The organism is Actinokineospora auranticolor (assembly GCF_041897805.1).
Taxonomy (GTDB): domain Bacteria; phylum Actinomycetota; class Actinomycetes; order Mycobacteriales; family Pseudonocardiaceae; genus Actinokineospora; species Actinokineospora auranticolor.
In genome coordinates this window covers 546427-563568 of record NZ_CP154825.1, presented here as the reverse complement: position 1 = coordinate 563568, position 17142 = coordinate 546427, and the positions used below count along the sequence as shown (strand labels likewise).

Sequence of the window (17142 nt, the reverse complement as noted above, 5' to 3'; positions counted from 1 at the left end):
CACAGACGAGCCTGCCCCTGGTCGGCGCATCCGCACAAGCCCCCACCCCGGCGCCTGTGGACAACTCGCGATCTTGAACCCACCACTACCCCGCTGAGCTGCGAGATCAGCCGTGGATCCGTCCGGAGAGGACGGAGAGCGGGCGCCCGCCACCACCCCACCGGGTGGCGATGATCTCGGCGGCGATCGACACGGCGGTCTCCTCCGGCGTGCGCGCTCCCAGGTCGAGGCCGATGGGCGAGGCGAGCCGGGCCAGTTCCACCGGGCCGACGCCCGCCGCGCGCAACCGGGCCAGCCGGTCCTCGTGCGTGCGCCGGGACCCCATCGCGCCGATGTAGCCGAGATCGCTGCGTAGCGCGATCTCCAGCACGGGGATGTCGAACTTGGGGTCGTGGGTCAGCACGGTCACGACGGTGCGCTCGTCCACGCGCCCTGCCACCAGTTCCGCCGCGAGGTAGCGGTGGGGCCAGTCGACGACGACCTCGTGCGCGCTGGGGAAGCGGCTCGCGGTCGCGAAGATCGGTCGGGCGTCGCAGACCGTGACCCGGTAACCCAGGAAGGCGCCCATACGCGCCATGGCGGCGGCGAAGTCGATGGCGCCGAAGACCAGCATCCGGGGCGGCGGCTCGAAGGTGCTCACGAACACCGTCATGCCCTCACCGCGCCGCTCGCCGTCCGGGCCGTAGGTGACTGTCCCACTGCGCCCGGAAGCCAGCAGCCCACGCGCGTCGTCGATGATCGCCGCGTCGACGCGGTCGGACCCCGTGCTGCCAAGCGTTCGGTCAGGCCAAACCACGACCCTCTTACCCAACCTGGCCTCATCGGGGTGGGAGACGACGGTGGCCAGTGCGACCGGTTCCTCGTCCCGGACCGACGTGGCCAGCGCGCTCAGCTCGGGGAACGCCTCCCGGGTGACCCGCTCGACGTAGATGTCGATGATCCCGCCGCAGGTCAGGCCCACCGCGAAGGCGTCGTCGTCGCTGACACCGTAGCGCTGGAGCACCGGCCGACCGGTGTCGAGCACGTCGCGTCCCACCTCGTAGACCGCGCCTTCGACACACCCGCCGGACACACTGCCCGCGACGGTCCCATCGGCCGCGACCACCATCGCCGCGCCTGGCGCGCGGGGTGCGGAGGAGAAGGTCGCCACGACGGTGGCCAGCGCAGCGGGTTCCCCGGTGTCGTAGTGGCGCAGGAGTCCATCGAGTACGTCACGCACGGCGCACCTCTTGCAGCAGGAGATCGAGCGTGGCCACGCTGTGGCCCGCGAGCAACCGGTCTACGTGCGGTAGCGCCACCGCGATACCGGACTGCACGGGCTCGTACGTCGGTGAACCCGCGTGCGGATTGACCCAGAACACGCGGTGGGCCAACCGCGCCAGTCTGGCCATCTGGTCGCCCAACAACGTCACGTCGCCGCGCTCCCACCCGTCGGAGAACACCACCACTACGGCGCGTCGGGCGACCCCGCGCTGTCCCCAGCGGTCGAGGAACGCCCGCACGCTCTCGCCCAACCGGGTACCACCCGCGAAGTCGGGTACCGCGCGCGCAGCGGCGGTCAAGGCGAGTTCGGGGTCGCGCTGCCGCAGTTGGCGAGTGAGCCTGGTCAGCCTGGTGCCCAGGGTGAAGACCTCGGCAGGCGCGCGGCGGGCCACCGCATGCGCGAACCGCAGCAGCGCGTCGGCGTAGGGGCGCATGGACCCGGAGACGTCGATGAGCAGCACCACCCGCCGTGGCCTGGGACGACGGCGCTTGTGGACCAGCCGGGCGGGCTCGCCGCCGCTGGCCCGCATGATCCGCAGCACGCGCCGGTCGTCCACCCGCCCGCGCCTGTCCGGCCGCCAACGCGGGCCGGTCCGCTGGGGCGGCTCCGGGCGCAGCAGGGCGATCATCTCCCTGAGGTGGGCGCGCTCGGCCTCGGTCAGTTCGGCGATGTCGCGGTGCCGTAGTACCTCGGTGGAGCTGGCCAGACGGTCCACCTGCTTGGCCTCACCCGCACCAGCGCCGTTGGACGCAAGAGCGGCCAGATGTGCCCTCTTGCGCCGATTAGGCCCACCGGGGCGCGGTTGGCGCGGGATCTCACCGGCGAACCACGCGCGGAAGGCCGCGTCGTACTTCGGCAGGTCGTCGGGCTCGGCGCACAACGCCACGCGGCCCGCCCAGTACACCTGTCCGACCTCGGCGACGTCAAGCAGCTCGAGCGCCGAGAGATACGCGTGGACCCGCTCCGGGCCGCAAGCCACCCCCGCCGCGCGCACCGCGGCGGCGAACCCGACCAGCCCGGGCAGGGGATCCTCCAAGCCGCACCTCACGCCATGTCTTCGGCCAGTTCGGCGAGGACCGCACGACAGTCCGCCAACACCTTCTTACCTCGTTTGGTCGTCCGGTACCGGCGCACACGTCGGCCGTCCACCACCTCCGTGCGCGACTTGAGCAATCCAGCCTCTTGCAGGCGGTGCAGCAGCGGGTAGAGCGTGCCGGGCGACACGCGGTGCCCACGCGCGGCCAGGTCCTCGGCGAGCAAGGCGCCGTGGACCTCGGCGACAGCGGCGTAGCGGAGCACCCGCAGCCGCAGCGCCCCGTTGGCGAACTCTCGGACCACATCCATCGCTCCACGATATCGCACACCGATATCGACTGCCGATAAGTAGTCATAACTGCTGTATATAGCCGGTAAACAGACTAAATATCGGATCACGATATCGAGATCCGATAGGAAAACCGTTGCGCCACAAGGATGTGAATCACGACACGTCGGTAATGGATCGATGCGACAGGTCGATGGAAAGGCCGGTAACGTGCTCGTTCCGACGCGCCCGCCCAGCCCGGGACGGTCGCGGACCAGTCGAAGGACACCACCGAAAAGGTGAGAAATGCGTCAGACGCGATGACGATGATCGATCACTCGCCGTCTCTGCTCGACTCCGCCGACCCGCTCGCCGAGGCCGCCGCCCGAGGCCTCGCCGTCTTCCGCGCGGGCCCCGAGAGCGCCCCGCGCACCCTCGTCGACGTCCTGACCGAGACCGCCGTCCGCAACCCGGACGCGGACGCGATCGACGACGGCACGACCGTCCTGACCTACCGCGCCCTGCGCGACGAGGTCGACACCCTCACCACCCGGTTGGTCCAGGCGGGCGTCGGCCGCGGCGACCGCGTGGGCATCCGCGTGCCGTCCGGCACCGCCGACCTCTACATCGGCATCCTCGCGGTCCTGACCGCGGGCGCCGCCTACGTCCCCGTCGACTTCGACGACCCCGACGAGCGCGCCGACCTGGTCTTCGACGAGGCAAACGCTTGCGTCGTCATCGGACCGAACCGCGCCATCACCCCGCGCGTGACCCCCACCGGCGTCCCCGGCTCCCCCACGGCCGACGACGACGCGTGGATCATCTTCACCTCGGGGTCCACCGGCAAGCCCAAGGGCGTCGCGGTGAGCCACCGCAGCGCCGCCGCGTTCGTCGACGCCGAGGCCGACCTCTTCCTCGCCGACGAGCCCATCACCGCCGACGACCGCGTCCTCGCGGGCCTCTCGGTTGCCTTCGACGCCTCCTGCGAGGAGATGTGGCTGGCCTGGCGCAACGGCGCCTGCCTGGTCGCCGCCCCGCGCGCCCTCGTGCGCACCGGCGTCGACCTGGGCCCGTGGCTGGTCGAGCGGGGCGTGACCGTGGTCTCCACCGTGCCGACGCTGGCCGCGCTGTGGCCGGGCGAGGCGCTGGACGCGGTCCGGCTGCTGATCTTCGGCGGCGAGGCGTGCCCGCCCGAGCTGGCCGAGCGCCTCGCGGTGCCCGGTCGCGAAGTGTGGAACACCTACGGCCCCACCGAGGCGACCGTGGTGGCCTGCGCCGCCCCGCTGACCGGCGAGGGCCCCGTCCGCATCGGCCTCCCGCTCGACGGTTGGGAGCTGGCCGTGGTCGACGAGGCGGGTGAGCTGCTGCCGATGGGCGAGACCGGCCAGTTGGTCATCGGCGGCGCGGGCCTGGCCCGCTACCTCGACCTGGAGAAGGACGCCGAGAAGTTCGCCCCGCTGCCCGCGCTGGCCTGGGACCGCGCGTACCGCAGCGGCGACATGGTCAAGGCCGAGCCCGAGGGCCTGCTGTTCCTCGGTCGCGCCGACGAGCAGGTCAAGCTCGGCGGCAGGCGGATCGAGCTGGGCGAGGTCGACGCCGCGCTGCAGGCGCTGCCGAACGTGGCGGGCGCCGCGGCGGCCGTGCGGCAGACCGGCGCGGGCAACCAGCTGCTGGTCGGCTACGTGGTCGCCCAGCCCGGGTTCGACGCGGACGCCGCCGTGGAGCGGCTGCGGGCCGCGCTGCCCGCCGCGCTGGTCCCGCTGATCGCCGAGGTCGAGACGCTGCCGACGCGCACCTCCGGCAAGGTCGACCGCAACGCCCTGCCGTGGCCGCTGGACCTGGACACCTCCGAGGTGGACACGGCCGCGCTCACCGACACCGAGCGGTGGCTGGCCGGGTTGTGGCGCGACCTGCTCGGGGTGGCCGTGAGCCGCCCGGGTGCCGACTTCTTCGCCAACGGCGGCGGCAGCCTCGGCGCTGCGCAGTTGGTCTCCCGCATCCGCGAGCAGCACCCCGGCATCGCGGTCGCCGACCTGTACCAGAACCCGACGCTGGGCAAGCTCGCCGCGCACATCGACGCTGCTGCTGCGAGCGCCCAGACCGACCGGGTAGTGCTACCCACGCCGCGACGGGCACAGATCGCGCAGACGCTCCTCACGCTGCCGATGCTGACCGTCGTCGGTGCGCGGTGGGCTGTCGCGTTGGCCGCGGTGAACAACCTCGTCGGTCTGCCGTGGGCACCGAAGGTGTCGTGGTGGCTCGTGTTCGCGGGTTGGTTGGTCTTCCTGAGCCCGTGGGGTCGGTTGGCGCTGGCCGCCGGTACCGCCCGTCTGCTGCTGCGTAACGTCAAACCGGGCTCTTACCCGCGCGGCGGCAGTGTGCACCTGCGTATCTGGGCCGCTGAGCGCGTAGTGGACCTCACCGGCGCCGCGGGCCTGCAAGGCGCCCCCTGGATGACCCACTACGCACGCGTCCTCGGCGCGCGCATCTCCCCCGACGTCGACCTGCACTCCCTCCCGCCGGTGACCGGCATGCTGCGGCTGGGCCGCGGCGCGGCGGTGGAGCCCGAGGTGGACCTGTCCGGGCACTGGTTGGACGGTGACGTCCTGCACGTCGGCCGGATCCGGATCGACGCGCACGCCACGGTCGGCGCGCGCAGCACGCTGTTCCCCGGCGCGCACGTCGGCAAGCGCGCCGAGGTGGCCCCCGGTTCGGGCGTCCAGGGCACGGTTCCCCCTGGTCAGCGCTGGTCCGGCGCGCCCGCGTCGCGCAGCGGCAAGGCGAACGGCAAGGGTAGGCGCCCCGCCCGCCGCAAGCGCTGGGTGGCGATCTACGCGGCGACCTCGTTCGCGCTGAGCCTGCTGCCGATCGTGGCCGCCGTGCCCGCGCTGTGGATCCTGATGACCTTCCTGACCGGCACGGCCACCCTCGGCGCCGCGACCACGCAGGCGCTCATCGCGGTCCCGCTGGTCACCCTGGTCTGGATGGCGACCTACGCGCTGCTGATCCTGGTCTCCGTGCGCCTGCTCTCCCTCGGCCTGCGTCCCGGTCAGCACGCCGTGCACAGCCGGGTGGCGTGGCAGGCGTGGGCGACCGAGCGGCTGATGGGCCTGGCCCGCACCGGCCTGTTCCCGATGTACGCGAGCCTGCTCACCCCGGTGTGGCTGCGCGCGCTCGGCATGAAGGTCGGCAAGGGCGTCGAGGCCTCCACGGTCCTCGCCCTGCCCAGCCTGACCCAGGTCGGCGACGGCGCGTTCCTGGCCGACGACACCATGATCGGCTCCTACGAGCTGGGCGGCGGCTGGCTGCGCATCGACAACGCGCGGGTCGGCAAGCGCGCCTTCCTCGGCAACTCCGGCATGACGGCCCCCGGTCGCGCGGTGCCCAAGCGCGGTCTGGTCGGCGTGCTGTCCTCGACCCCGAAGAAGGCCAAGGCGGGCTCCTCCTACCTCGGCATGCCCCCGATGAAGCTGCCGCGCACGGTGGAGACCGGCGACGAGAGCACCACCTTCAACCCGCCCCGGCGGCTGGTGGTCGCCCGCGCGCTGGTCGAGCTGTGCCGGGTCGTGCCGGTCATGGCCTCGGCGGCGCTGGCGGTGCTCGTGGCCGCCGCGCTGACCGGCCTGGGCTTCTGGCTCGGCCTGACGCTGGGCGGGGTGCTGCTGCTCGGCGCCGGTGTGCTGGCCTGCGTGGTCGCGGCGCTGGCCAAGTGGGCCCTGGTGGGGCGGTTCAGCACCGTCAACCATCCACTGTGGAGTTCGTTCGTCTGGCGCAACGAGCTGGCGGACACCTTCGTGGAGATGCTCGGGGTGCCGTGGTTCGCCGCCTGGTCGCACGGCACGCCGCTGCTCAACACCTGGCTGCGCGGCCTCGGCGCGCGCATCGGCCGGGGTGCCTGGGTGGAGACCTACTGGCTGCCCGAGGCCGACCTGGTCCGGCTGGGCGACGGCGCGACGGTCAACCGGGGCTGCGTGCTGCAGACCCACCTGTTCCACGACCGGATCATGAGCATGGACACCGTCACCATCGGCGCGGGCGGCACGCTGGGCCCGCACGGCATCGTGCTGCCGGGCGCGTCCATCGGCGACCGCACCACGGTCGGCCCCGCCTCGCTGGTCATGCGCGGCGAGTCCGTGCCGGAGGGCACCCGCTGGCTCGGTAACCCCATCTCCGCGTGGACGACCAAGCGCTGACGCGTGGAGATCAGCCCTAGCGTGATGTTGAATAGTCCTATGAGCGCCAAGGCTGACCCGGCTCGCGCCGGGCAGCCCGGCGCGGGCACCTCCGGTGACCCCTACCTGCCCGAGAACGGCAACGGTGGCTACCGCACGCTGCACTACGACATCGACCTGAACTACCGCGTGGGTCCGGGCAGGCTGGACGGTCGCGCCCGGATCACCGCGGTGGCCACCCAGGCGTTGTCGAGGTTCAGTGTGGACCTGTCCGGCCTACGGGCGGGCAAGGTCACCGTCGACGGCAAGGCCGTCCGGCACGCGCAGCGGGGCCGCAAGCTCGTCATCACCCCGCAGCGGCCCCTGGCCGACGGCGCGCGGTTCACCGTCGACATCCGCTACACCGGCTCCCCGGCCCCTGTGCCGAGCCGGTGGGGTGAGATCGGGTGGGACTACCTCGACGACGGGGTGATCGTGGCCAGCCAGCCGGTGGGGGCGCCGTCGTGGTTCCCGTGCAACGACCACCCCTCGGACAAGGCCACCTACCGGATCTCGGTGACCACCGCGACCCCGTACCAGGTGATCGCGACCGGGGTGCTGGAGGCCAAGCAGTCCGCGGCCAGCACCACGACCTGGCAGTTCCGGCTCTCCCAGCCGACCCCGACCTACCTGGTCAGCGTCCAAATCGGACGGTACGCGGAGTACTCGTTCGCCACCGTGCCGATGATGCACGCGGCCATCCCGGCCCGGTTGGCGGGCCGGTTCGCGCACGACTTCGGCCGCCAGCCGCAGATGCTGGTGGAGTTCGAGAGGATGTTCGGCCCCTACCCGTTCGAGCAGTACGGCGTAGTGGTGGTGGACGCGGAGTTGGACGCGCCGATCGAGGCGCAGTCCGTGTCCGTCTTCGGCACCAACCACCTCGACGGTAAGAGGGGCAGCGAGCGGTTGGTAGCCCATGAGTTGGCGCACCAGTGGTTCGGCAACAGCCTGACCGTGGCGCAGTGGCGCCATATCTGGCTCAACGAGGGTTTCGCCAACTACGCCGAATGGCTCTGGTCGGAGGTGTCCGGCGGCGAGCCCGCGGAGGCGCACGCACATCGCGCGTGGCAGCGGGTGGCGGCGATGCCGCAGGACCTGAAGCTGTCCGACCCGGGTGTGCGCCGCCTCTTCGACGACCGCGTCTATCTGCGCGGTGCGCTGACCCTGCACGCACTACGGCGTCGGATGGGCGAGACGGCGTTCTTCGCGCTGGTGAAGGTGTGGACCTCGGCCAACCGGCACGGCTCGGTGACCACCGACGGCTTCGTGACGCTCGCCCAGCGGCACACACCATGGCCGCTGGACGAGCTGTTCACCGCGTGGTTGCACAACCCGGCCTTACCCCGTTTGCCGCACTGAGGAACGGTTTGCGCGGTGCGGACCCGGGTCACGCCGGGTCCGCACCGCACCGCCCCCCGCCGCCACTCGGCAGTCCTGCCGGGCGCGGGGCGCGCCAGGTGAGCACGTGGGAACACCGGAGTGGTCCACAATGGACCGCGTTCCGCGCGCGACGCCGCCACAACGTCGCGTAGGCGAACCGCCCACCGCAACGCGGTGACCTCCGGCTTTCGGTTTTCCCACAACAATGATGCGCCGCGGGCCACGACGCTCGCGACCCATTTTCCGCGGCGCGGGAATCAGCCCGCCACGACCGCTTCCAGGCCCGCCGCGGTCACCCGGTCGGCGTCCTCCCGGTACTTCAGCACCGCCCCCAAGGTGACCGCCGCGGTCCGCGCGTCCAATTCCGTGCGCCCCAGCGCCAGCAGCGCCGCCGCCCAATCGATCGCCTCCGCCACGCCGGGCGGCTTCAGCAGTTCCGCCGCCCGCAGCCTGCGCACCGCGCCCACCACCTGGGCCGCGAGCCGCTCGGACACCCCGGGCACCCGGCGGCGCAGGATGGCCAGCTCCCGCTCCAGGTCGGGGTGGTCCAGCCAGTGGTAGAGGCAGCGGCGCTTGAGCGCGTCGTGCACCTCGCGGGTCCGGTTGGAGGTCAGCACGACCAGTGGCGGTTCGGCCGCCCGGATTTCGCCCAGCTCGGGAATCGTGACGGCGTGCTCGCTGACCACCTCGAGCAGAAACGCCTCGAACTCGTCGTCGGCGCGGTCGATCTCATCGATCAGCAATACGCACGGCGCCGATTCCAACGCGCGCAGCAACGGACGGGCCAAGAGGAACCGGCGCGTATAGATGTCCTCTTCGCGCCCCGGACCGTCCGTTGCCCGAAGGTGCAGAAGTTGCCGGGGGAAGTCCCAGTCATAGAGGGCCTGGGTGGCGTCTATGCCCTCATGGCACTGCAACCGCACAAGGTCGACATTCAACGCACGGGCCAAAGCGGACGCCAACGCCGTCTTACCCGTTCCGGGCTCACCCTCGCAGAACAGCGGTCTCCCCAGTTTCGACGCGAGGAAAGCCGCGGTGGCCAGGCCCTCGTCGGCCAGGTAGCCGACCCGGTCCAGCGCCTCGGCAAGCTCACCCGGGGTCCGCATACGGGCCACCCTAACCCGACCCCAGGGTGGACCCCCAGTCCGGTTTCCGGGACGATCCCCGATGGCAAGAGCCCGCTGACCAGCGATTCTTGTGCCATGACGAACACGATGTACACCGAAGCCCAGACCGCGGTCCGCAAGCTCCGCCGTTCCCGCACCGACCGCAAGGTCGCGGGGGTGTGCGGTGGCATCGCCAAGACCCTCGGCCTCGACGCCGCCCTGGTGCGGATCCTGCTGGTGGTCGCCACCCTGCTCGGATTCGGCACGGGCGCCATAATCTACCTGGCCTGCTGGCTGATCATGCCGGAAGATGACTGACCCGTCGGTCGTACCACGGGGGACGAACCGATCGTCACAATCCGGCCACGTCTCAAACCTGACAGATCCTGGACGTATCCACGACCGACTTCGCCGCTCTTCTCCGGTGTCTGAGTAAAACTACTCGCCCCACGGAGAGCGCCATGGACCACGGCCCGCAGCGGCAGCGGCCGCACGCGTCGTGCGGCGCCCGGGGGTGCTCCGACTCCGTGCCAGGGCCTGTGGGGACAGGCCTGCCTGAGGGCGCGTCCGGTCGCGTTGACCGGACGTCGGCGTGAAGGCGCGGACCACTGGCGGCTGGACGGGTGCAGGGGACCCGTCCAGCCGCCGTACCGCGTCCTGGGCCACGGGGTTCGAGGTCGGGCCGGGAGAAGGAGCGGGGCATGGCGTTGGTGCACCTGGGGGTAGGCGACGCCGACGGGCCAACCGAGTTGCACCGGGGGGATACCGTCGAGTTACGGCTCCCGGAGTCCACGGCCACCGGCTACCGGTGGCGCTGGTGGCTGCCGGAGGCACTGCGCCTGATCGCCGACGAGCACGTCCCGGCGGCGGTGGGCGCGGGTGCCCCCGGTGCCGCCGGGGTGCGACGACTGGCGTTCGACGTGACGACGACCGGACTGCACGAACTCCGGGCCGAGCTGGCCGAGCCGTGGGAACCGCTGCCGCGGCAGGCGCTGACCTTCGTCCTGCACGCGGTCTGAGGGCACTGGTGGCGGACAGCCGCCCCCGCGCGTGTGAGGATGGCTGTGCCTGGTCGCACGGCCGCACCGTCGGGCGAGGCGAGCAGGGCGAGCGGAATGCACGACCCCGGCAGACGGAGAATGGGGTGGGAGCGGTGACCGAGCTCCACACGGCAAGGACCAACCCGCCGTGGGACGGCCTGGAAGGGGCGGAGCGCCACGCCGCGTGCGTCCTGGCGGCGCGCGCGGGCGACAAGGCCGCGCTGGACGTCCTGGTGGCCGAGCTGACGCCGCTGGTGTGGCACATCGCCAGAGGCGGCGGGCTCGACCGGGCCGCGGCCGAGGACGTCGTGCAGACCGTGTGGCTGGCGCTGCTGCGCCACGTGGAGTCCATCACCGAACCCAAGGCCCTGGTCGGGTGGCTGATCACCACCGCCCGCCGGGAGGCGAGCCGGACCCGGCAGCGCGGCAGCGCCCAGGTCGAGCTGTCCCCCGAGGTGGCCGAGCACGTGCTGAGCACCGAGCCGATGCCGGAGGCCGAGGCACTGCGCACCGAACGCGACCGGCAGTTGTGGTCGGCGTTCCACAAGCTCGACCAGCGCTGCCAGGAGCTGCTGCGCCTGACCGTGCTGGCCGGTCGTGCCGAGTACCGCGTCGTGGCCGAACAGCTGCGGATGCCGCACGGCAGCATCGGGCCGACGCGGGGGCGGTGCATCAACACCCTGCGCGCGCTGTACCACGATGGGGATGGTGGCAGATGAGGACCATGGACGACTACGAGATGGAACCCGCCGAGCAGGAGTACTGGCTGTCGCAGGTCGCCAGGCTGGTCGACGAGCTCGACCCGGTGCCACCAGGTCTCGTGGCGCGGGCCCAGTTCGCCATCGCCATCGAGGACATCGATGCCGAGGTCGAGCTGGAGGCCGCGCGGTGGGCCGAGTCGCACTCGCTGGTCGGTGTGCGCGGTGGCGCCCCGGGCACCATCACGTTCTTCGTCGGCGACCTGACGGTCATGGTCAACGTCACCCGAACCGGTGAAAAGCAGCGCATCGACGGCTGGCTGGTGCCCGCGGGTGAGCACGGCGTCGAGGTGCGCGTCGCGGACCACGGCTCCTCCGCCACTACGGCGGACGAAGGCGGTCGGTTTGTGCTGACCGAGGTCCCCCGTGGCACTACGCAGATCCTGGTGCGCATGAACGGTGGCCCCAAACCCCGCACCGTCGTCACCCCCACCGTCGAGCTGTAAGACCCCCTCTTTCCCCACCCGGCACCGTTCCCGACTTGGTGTGCTCGGCCGGCGGTAGCGGAAAAGTGCGGTGGAGGCGCTGACGCGCTAGACCGCACGCTCCACGAGGTTCGCCAGCGCAGCGGGCAGTTCGGCCGCGTGCACGACCCCGACCCACTGGGTCGACCTGGTCAGCGCCACGTACAGGTCGTTGCGGCCGCGCTCGGACCCGGCGACCACGGCGGCGGGTTCCACGACGAGCACGGCGTCGAACTCCAACCCCTTCGACTGGGCCACGGTGAGCACCACCACCCGGCTCTCCAGCTCCGGCCGGTCCCCCAACCCCGCGTCCGGCACGCGCCCGAGCACCGCGCGACCGACCTCGTCCACCAGCGCCGACGGCGCGATCACGGCCAACGTGCCGGCTCCCTGGTCCGCGGCCAGCCCGGCCACGGTGTCGGCCAGCTCCGCCGGGTCCACCCGCAGGCGCCACGGTTCGACACCGGTCTCGCGCACCGAGCGCGGCGCCGCCAGGCCGGTCCCGAGTTCGGCCAGCACGTCCGCGGCGACCGCCATGACCTCGGCGGGCGTGCGGTAGTTGACGGTCAGCTCGGTCAGCCGCCAGCGGTCAGCCACGTACGGCGCCAGGGTGCCCGCCCAGGTGTCGGTGCCCGCCAGGTCGCCGGTCTGCGCGACGTCGCCGACCAGGGTCATCGAGCGCGACGGGCAGCGGCGCATCAGCACCCGCCAGGCCATCGCAGACAGCTCTTGGGCCTCGTCGACGATGACGTGGCCGAAGGTCCAGCTCCGGTCGGCGGCGGCGCGCTCGGCGGCGGTGCGGTGGTCCTCGTCGTCGTGGCGCTCGGCGAGCCTGCCCGCGTCGATGAGGTCGTAGGCGGTGAGGATGTCGGGGTCGGCGTCGTCCTCCATCTGCAGGATGTCGAGGACGCCCTGGGCGTAGTCCTGCTCGTCGCGGCGGCGGCGGGCCTCGGCGGCGCGCTCGGCCCGGTCGTCGACGCCGAGCAGTTCGGCGGCCTCGTCGAGCAGCGGCGCGTCGGCGGCGGTCCAGCCGAGTCGGGGTGAGCGCAGCAGGAGCGCGCGGTCGGCCTCGTCGAGGTCGGGGAGGGCGGAGGCCAGGCGGTCCGCGGCGGCGTAGAGGTCGGTGAGCAGCCGCTGCGGGGTCAGCTGCGGCCACAGGGTCTCGATGGCGTCCTGCACGACCGGGTCGGCGGCCATCTCGCGGCGGATGTCGGCGAGGTCGCCCGCGTCGAGGAACTCCGCGCCCAGCCGCTCGGCCTCCTGGCGGGTGAGGGCGGCGACGATCTCCTCGGCGAAGAGCGGCCGGGCCTCGTTGTGCGGCTTGCGCGAGCGTCTGGCGCGGGTGCGGGCGGCCTTCACCGTGGGGGCGTCGAGCGTCAGCTCCTCCCGCTCGACGATGAGCGTCATCGGCTCATCGGGCAGCTCTTGGCGGTCGTGCACGGCCTTGCGCAGCGCGTCGACCATGTCGATCCGGCCCTTGATCTCGGCGGCCCGGGCGGGTTCGGGGCGGGTGCCGCGCACCCCGGGGTACAGATCGCCGACGGTCTGCAGGAGGACGCCGGTCTCGCCGAGGGACGGCAGGACCTGGCCGATGTACTTGAGGAACGTCGCGTTCGGGCCGACGATCAGCACGCCGCGCCGGGAGAGCTGCTGGCGGTAGGTGTAGAGCAGGTACGCGGCCCGGTGCAGCGCCACGGCGGTCTTGCCGGTGCCCGGCCCGCCCTGGACGACCAGGACGCCGTTGAGGCCGGAGCGGATGATCTCGTCCTGCTCGGCCTGGATGGTCTCGACGATGTCGGACATCCGGCCGGTGCGCGCGGCGTTGAGCGCGGAGAGCAACGCGGCCTCGCCGGTGACGCCGTCGTGCGCGTCGCGGCCGCCCGCGCCGAGGTCGAGCACCTCGTCGTCGACGGCGGTGACCTTGCGCTGCGACGTGCGGATGTGGCGGCGCCTGCGCACCCCGTCGGGGGACGCGGCGGTGGCCAGGTAGAAGGGCCGCGCGGCGGGCGCGCGCCAATCCATCAACAGCGGTTCGTAGTCGCCTTCGGTGTCGAACAGGCCGATGCGGCCGATGTAACTACGGACGCCGTCGGTGAAATCCAGCCTGCCGAAGCACAGCCCGTTCTCCACGGCGCCGTATTGGGCGAGCAGTTCGCTGTAGTGCGCGGTGGCCGCGTCCCGGTGGGTCATCGCCGTGGGGCTGCTGCTGCTCTCGCGCAGGGTCGTGGCCAGCCTGGAGTCGGTGTCGGCCCGGAGCCCGTCGAGGTGCGCGTAGAGCATGGTGACGTATTCCTGCTCCACGTCGAGCTCGGTTGACACTCGTCCTCCAATTGCCTTATAATCTCCGCATAGCCACTTTCCCACATGGGAACGGGGCTATTTTTTATGGCGATTCCTCAATCTAGCGCACCCGGCCGGGCGCGCGGCAAGACTTCCCGCCGGGTGAATCAGCGAAACGTGAAAAGGCAGGGCCCGGTCCGCGTCGCGGACCGGGCCCTGCCGGTGGAGCTGTGGTGGCGGGACTCGCTTAGAAGTCCATGCCGCCGGTCGGGTCGCCCGCGGGAGCCGCGCCTGCCTTCTCCGGCTTGTCGGCCACGACGGCCTCGGTGGTGAGGAACAGCGCGGCGATCGACGCGGCGTTCTGCAGCGCCGAGCGGGTCACCTTGGTCGGGTCCGGCACGCCCGCGGCGAGCAGGTCCTCGTAGACGCCGGTGGCGGCGTTGAGGCCGTGGCCCTGCGGGAGGCCCTTGACCTTCTCCACCACGACGCCACCCTCGAGACCGGCGTTGACCGCGATCTGCTTGAGCGGGGCCTCGACGGCGACCTTGACGATGTTGGCGCCGGTGGCCTCGTCGCCCTCCAGCTTCAGGCCGGAGAACGCGGCCTCGGCGGCCTGCAGCAGGGCCACGCCGCCACCGGCGACGATGCCCTCCTCCACGGCGGCCTTGGCGTTGCGCACCGCGTCCTCGATGCGGTGCTTGCGCTCCTTGAGCTCGACCTCGGTGGCGGCACCGGCCTTGATGACGGCCACGCCGCCCGCGAGCTTCGCCAGGCGCTCCTGGAGCTTCTCGCGGTCGTAGTCGGAGTCCGACTTCTCGATCTCGGCGCGGATCTGGTTGACGCGGCCCTGGATCTGCTCGGCGTCACCGGCGCCCTCGACCACGGTGGTCTCGTCCTTGGTGACGACGACCTTGCGGGCCTTGCCCAGCAGCGCGATGTCGGCGTTCTCGAGCTTGAGGCCGACGTCCTCGCTGATGACCTGGCCACCGGTGAGGGTGGCGATGTCCTGCAGGATCGCCTTGCGGCGGTCGCCGAAGCCGGGGGCCTTGACGGCGACCGACTTGAAGGTGCCGCGGATCTTGTTGACGACCAGGGTCGCCAGCGCCTCGCCCTCGACGTCCTCGGAGATGATCAGCAGCGGCTTGCCCGCCTGCATGACCTTCTCCAGCAGCGGGAGCAGGTCCTTGACCGAGGAGATCTTGGAGCCGAACAGCAGGATGTACGGGTCCTCGAGGACCGCTTCCTGGCGCTCGGGGTCGGTGACGAAGTACGCCGACAGGTAGCCCTTGTCGAAGCGCATGCCCTCGGTGAGCTCCAGCTCCATGCCGAGCGCGTTGCTCTCCTCGACGGTGATGACGCCTTCCTTGCCCACCTTGTCGAGGGCCTCGGCGATCAGCTCGCCGATGGTGGTGTCGCCCGCGGAGATGGACGCGGTGGCCGCGATCTGCTCCTTGGTCTCGACCTCCTTGGCGGACTTGTGCAGCTGCTCGATGACGGCCTCGACGGCCTGCTCGATGCCGCGCTTGAGCGACAGCGGGTCGGCACCGGCGGCGACGTTGCGCAGACCCTCGCGCACCAGCGCCTGGGCGAGCACGGTCGCGGTGGTCGTACCGTCACCGGCGACGTCGTCGGTCTTCTTCGCGACCTCCTTGACCAGCTCGGCCCCGATCTTCTCCCACGGGTCCTCGAGCTCGATCTCCTTGGCAATCGAGACGCCGTCGTTGGTGATGGTCGGCGCGCCCCACTTCTTCTCGAGCACGACGTTGCGGCCCCTCGGGCCGAGCGTCACCTTGACGGCGTCGGCGAGGGTGTTCAGTCCGCGCTCGAGACCGCGACGCGCTTCCTCGTCAAACGCGATCAACTTGGCCATTGCGGTGTGGTCCTCCATCGGATGGATTCACGTAGCGCGGCCAGGCTCGGTGCCCGCGACGGACGACCTGGCGGACTGCGCCGCCGGCCTCACCGTCCCGACCTTCTGGCACTCGGGGACCCCGAGTGCCAGTTCCGGTTTTAGCACTCTCACCCCCGGAGTGCAAGGAACCTGCCTCAGGGGGGTGGCACGATCGTGATCGGCGGGAGGGTCCGGCGGGTGGTCGGCCGGGACGGGGTCGTGCTGGTCGGACGGCTCGGCCGGGTGGTCGGGCGGTCCGAGGTCCCCTCTGGACCGACCTTGATCGGCGGCGTCGGTGTGGTGCTGGTCTCGGGCGAATCGCCACCCGAACCACCCCCACCCGCGAACAGGATCACAGCGGTCACGACGGCCGCGACCGCGACGGCCCCGGCGATCACAGGGGCCAACCACCTCTTCTTGCCCTTCTTGCGCGTGATGACCGCGTCGAAGGGGTCGTAGGTGTTCGTGCCGACCGGTGTGGGCGGTCGCAGCCGCATGGGCTCCGGTTGGATCGGCTGCGGCCCCGACGGCGGGAAGTGCGGTCGTTCGACAAGAGTCGCGTTCGGGTTCCGCTGCTGCTGCGGTCGCTGCTGTGCCCCCGCGAGCGCTCGACGAGCGGCTGCCACCAGTTCGCGACAGCTGCTGTAGCGCTGCGCTTGGCTCTTGGCCATGCCGCGACGCACTACGTCGTTGATCGCGGGCGGTAGCGCCACGAAGTCGGTGAGGGTGGGTGGCTCCCGGTTGAGGTGTCCCTGGATGACCTCCGCGACCTGTCCTTGGAAGGGAGGTCGACCGGCCAGGCAGGCGAAAAGGACGCAGGCGAGCGAATAGGCGTCGGTACGGCCGTCCACGGGCTCACCGCGCAGGTGCTCCGGTGCGGCGTAGGTGGGGGAACCGAGGAAGTCCCCGCCACGGGTGCGGTGACCGGTCGCGCCGCGCCGGGTCAGGCCGAAGTCGGCGACGTAGATGTGCTCGGTGGCCGACTCGCGGGTCGTGACCAGGACGTTGGCCGGCTTGACGTCGAGGTGGACCAGACCGCGCTCGTGCAGGTTGTCGAGCGCCTCGGCGACCTGGCCGAGCAGGTTCAGCGCGCGCTGCGGGGCTAACGGGCCGTCCTTGATCAGGCTGGCCATGTCCGAGCCGTCGACCAGCCGCATCGCGATGTAGAGCAGCCCGTCGGTCTCGCCGAAGTCGTAGAGCGGCACGACGTTGGCGTGGTCGATCGCGGAGGTGTTGCGGGCCTCGTCGACGAACCGCTCGCGGAACTCGGGGTCCTCGGTGAGGTGCTCGGCGATGACCTTGAGGGCCACCTTGCGGCCGAGTCTGATGTCGGTGGCCCGGTACATGACGCTCATCCCGCCCTTACCGAGCACACCGTCGATGCGGTAATGCCCTAGGCGACGCCCGGTGAGGTCCTCCGACACGCCCGCGAGCCTAACGTCCGC

13 protein-coding genes are annotated in these 17142 nt (G+C 71.5%); 6 read left to right on the top strand and 7 right to left on the bottom strand.

Annotated elements, in window-relative coordinates:
- Positions 1 to 106: 106 nt before the first annotated feature.
- Genes V5P93_RS02815 through V5P93_RS02805 form a run of 3 tightly spaced genes read right to left on the bottom strand, consistent with a single transcriptional unit; the run spans position 107 to position 2608 of the window.
- Positions 107 to 1219 carry an XdhC family protein gene (locus V5P93_RS02815; protein ID WP_104477588.1) on the bottom strand — a complete coding sequence of 371 codons (1113 nt, stop codon included), beginning with the start codon at positions 1217 to 1219 and terminating at the stop codon, positions 107 to 109.
- Positions 1212 to 2300: a VWA domain-containing protein gene (locus tag V5P93_RS02810; RefSeq protein ID WP_104477590.1), complete on the bottom strand. Its 1089-nt coding sequence runs from the start codon at positions 2298 to 2300 to the stop codon at positions 1212 to 1214. The genes V5P93_RS02815 and V5P93_RS02810 overlap by 8 nt, the downstream gene beginning before the upstream one ends.
- A gap of 8 nt (positions 2301 to 2308) precedes the next feature.
- Complete coding sequence (locus V5P93_RS02805) at positions 2309 to 2608, bottom strand: PadR family transcriptional regulator (RefSeq protein WP_104477592.1); 300 nt, start codon at positions 2606 to 2608, stop codon at positions 2309 to 2311.
- A 279-nt stretch (positions 2609 to 2887) separates the two neighbouring features.
- On the opposite strand from V5P93_RS02805, the gene V5P93_RS02800 reads away from it, so the two are divergent.
- Together V5P93_RS02800 and V5P93_RS02795 are read left to right on the top strand one after the other, a co-directional pair.
- Positions 2888 to 6760 carry a Pls/PosA family non-ribosomal peptide synthetase gene (locus V5P93_RS02800; RefSeq protein ID WP_104477595.1) on the top strand — a complete coding sequence of 1291 codons (3873 nt, stop codon included), beginning with the start codon at positions 2888 to 2890 and terminating at the stop codon, positions 6758 to 6760.
- Between the two features lie 39 nt (positions 6761 to 6799).
- Positions 6800 to 8137, top strand: a complete 1338-nt coding sequence (locus V5P93_RS02795) for a M1 family metallopeptidase (protein WP_104477597.1) — start codon at positions 6800 to 6802, stop codon at positions 8135 to 8137.
- 278 nt (positions 8138 to 8415) lie between these two features.
- Here the strand turns inward: V5P93_RS02795 and V5P93_RS02790 are convergent, their stop codons facing one another.
- Entirely contained in the window at positions 8416 to 9264 is an 849-nt protein-coding gene (locus tag V5P93_RS02790; protein ID WP_104477599.1) for a MoxR family ATPase, read from the bottom strand.
- Between the two features lie 96 nt (positions 9265 to 9360).
- Here V5P93_RS02790 and V5P93_RS02785 point away from each other — a divergent pair, with 96 nt between their 5' ends.
- From V5P93_RS02785 to V5P93_RS02770, 4 genes are all read left to right on the top strand, one after another.
- Positions 9361 to 9582 carry a PspC domain-containing protein gene (locus V5P93_RS02785; protein WP_104477601.1) on the top strand — a complete coding sequence of 74 codons (222 nt, stop codon included), beginning with the start codon at positions 9361 to 9363 and terminating at the stop codon, positions 9580 to 9582.
- Positions 9583 to 9965: 383 nt separating this feature from the next.
- Positions 9966 to 10283 carry a protease inhibitor I42 family protein gene (locus tag V5P93_RS02780; protein WP_104477603.1) on the top strand — a complete coding sequence of 106 codons (318 nt, stop codon included), beginning with the start codon at positions 9966 to 9968 and terminating at the stop codon, positions 10281 to 10283.
- A gap of 134 nt (positions 10284 to 10417) precedes the next feature.
- A complete protein-coding gene (locus V5P93_RS02775) occupies positions 10418 to 11023 on the top strand; it encodes an RNA polymerase sigma factor (protein ID WP_104477605.1) in 606 nt (201 codons plus the stop codon).
- 5 nt (positions 11024 to 11028) lie between these two features.
- Complete coding sequence (locus V5P93_RS02770) at positions 11029 to 11508, top strand: hypothetical protein (protein ID WP_104477606.1); 480 nt, start codon at positions 11029 to 11031, stop codon at positions 11506 to 11508.
- Positions 11509 to 11595: 87 nt separating this feature from the next.
- Here V5P93_RS02770 and V5P93_RS02765 read toward each other — a convergent pair whose 3' ends face one another.
- The 3 genes from V5P93_RS02765 to V5P93_RS02755 form a co-directional block, all read right to left on the bottom strand.
- On the bottom strand, positions 11596 to 13806 hold the full coding sequence (locus tag V5P93_RS02765) for an ATP-binding domain-containing protein (RefSeq protein ID WP_104477840.1): 2211 nt from the start codon (positions 13804 to 13806) through the stop codon (positions 11596 to 11598).
- Between the two features lie 247 nt (positions 13807 to 14053).
- Positions 14054 to 15676, bottom strand: coding sequence for a chaperonin GroEL (gene groL / locus V5P93_RS02760; protein WP_104477608.1), 1623 nt, complete (start codon positions 15674 to 15676; stop codon positions 14054 to 14056).
- 176 nt (positions 15677 to 15852) lie between these two features.
- Complete coding sequence (locus V5P93_RS02755; RefSeq protein ID WP_104477610.1) at positions 15853 to 17121, bottom strand: serine/threonine-protein kinase; 1269 nt, start codon at positions 17119 to 17121, stop codon at positions 15853 to 15855.
- Positions 17122 to 17142: the final 21 nt, after the last annotated feature.

Excerpts from the sequence above, each read along its gene's own strand:
- V5P93_RS02805 (WP_104477592.1), bottom strand. The coding sequence starts at position 2,608 with ATGGATGTGGTCCGAGAGTTCGCCAACGGGGCGCTGCGGCTGCGGGTG.
- V5P93_RS02800 (WP_104477595.1), top strand. The coding sequence starts at position 2,888 with ATGACGATGATCGATCACTCGCCGTCTCTGCTCGACTCCGCCGACCCG.
- V5P93_RS02795 (WP_104477597.1), top strand. The coding sequence starts at position 6,800 with ATGAGCGCCAAGGCTGACCCGGCTCGCGCCGGGCAGCCCGGCGCGGGC.
- V5P93_RS02790 (WP_104477599.1), bottom strand. The coding sequence starts at position 9,264 with ATGCGGACCCCGGGTGAGCTTGCCGAGGCGCTGGACCGGGTCGGCTAC.
- V5P93_RS02785 (WP_104477601.1), top strand. The coding sequence starts at position 9,361 with ATGACGAACACGATGTACACCGAAGCCCAGACCGCGGTCCGCAAGCTC.
- V5P93_RS02780 (WP_104477603.1), top strand. The coding sequence starts at position 9,966 with ATGGCGTTGGTGCACCTGGGGGTAGGCGACGCCGACGGGCCAACCGAG.
- V5P93_RS02770 (WP_104477606.1), top strand. The coding sequence starts at position 11,029 with ATGGACGACTACGAGATGGAACCCGCCGAGCAGGAGTACTGGCTGTCG.
- V5P93_RS02765 (WP_104477840.1), bottom strand. The coding sequence starts at position 13,806 with ATGCTCTACGCGCACCTCGACGGGCTCCGGGCCGACACCGACTCCAGG.
- groL (WP_104477608.1), bottom strand. The coding sequence starts at position 15,676 with ATGGCCAAGTTGATCGCGTTTGACGAGGAAGCGCGTCGCGGTCTCGAG.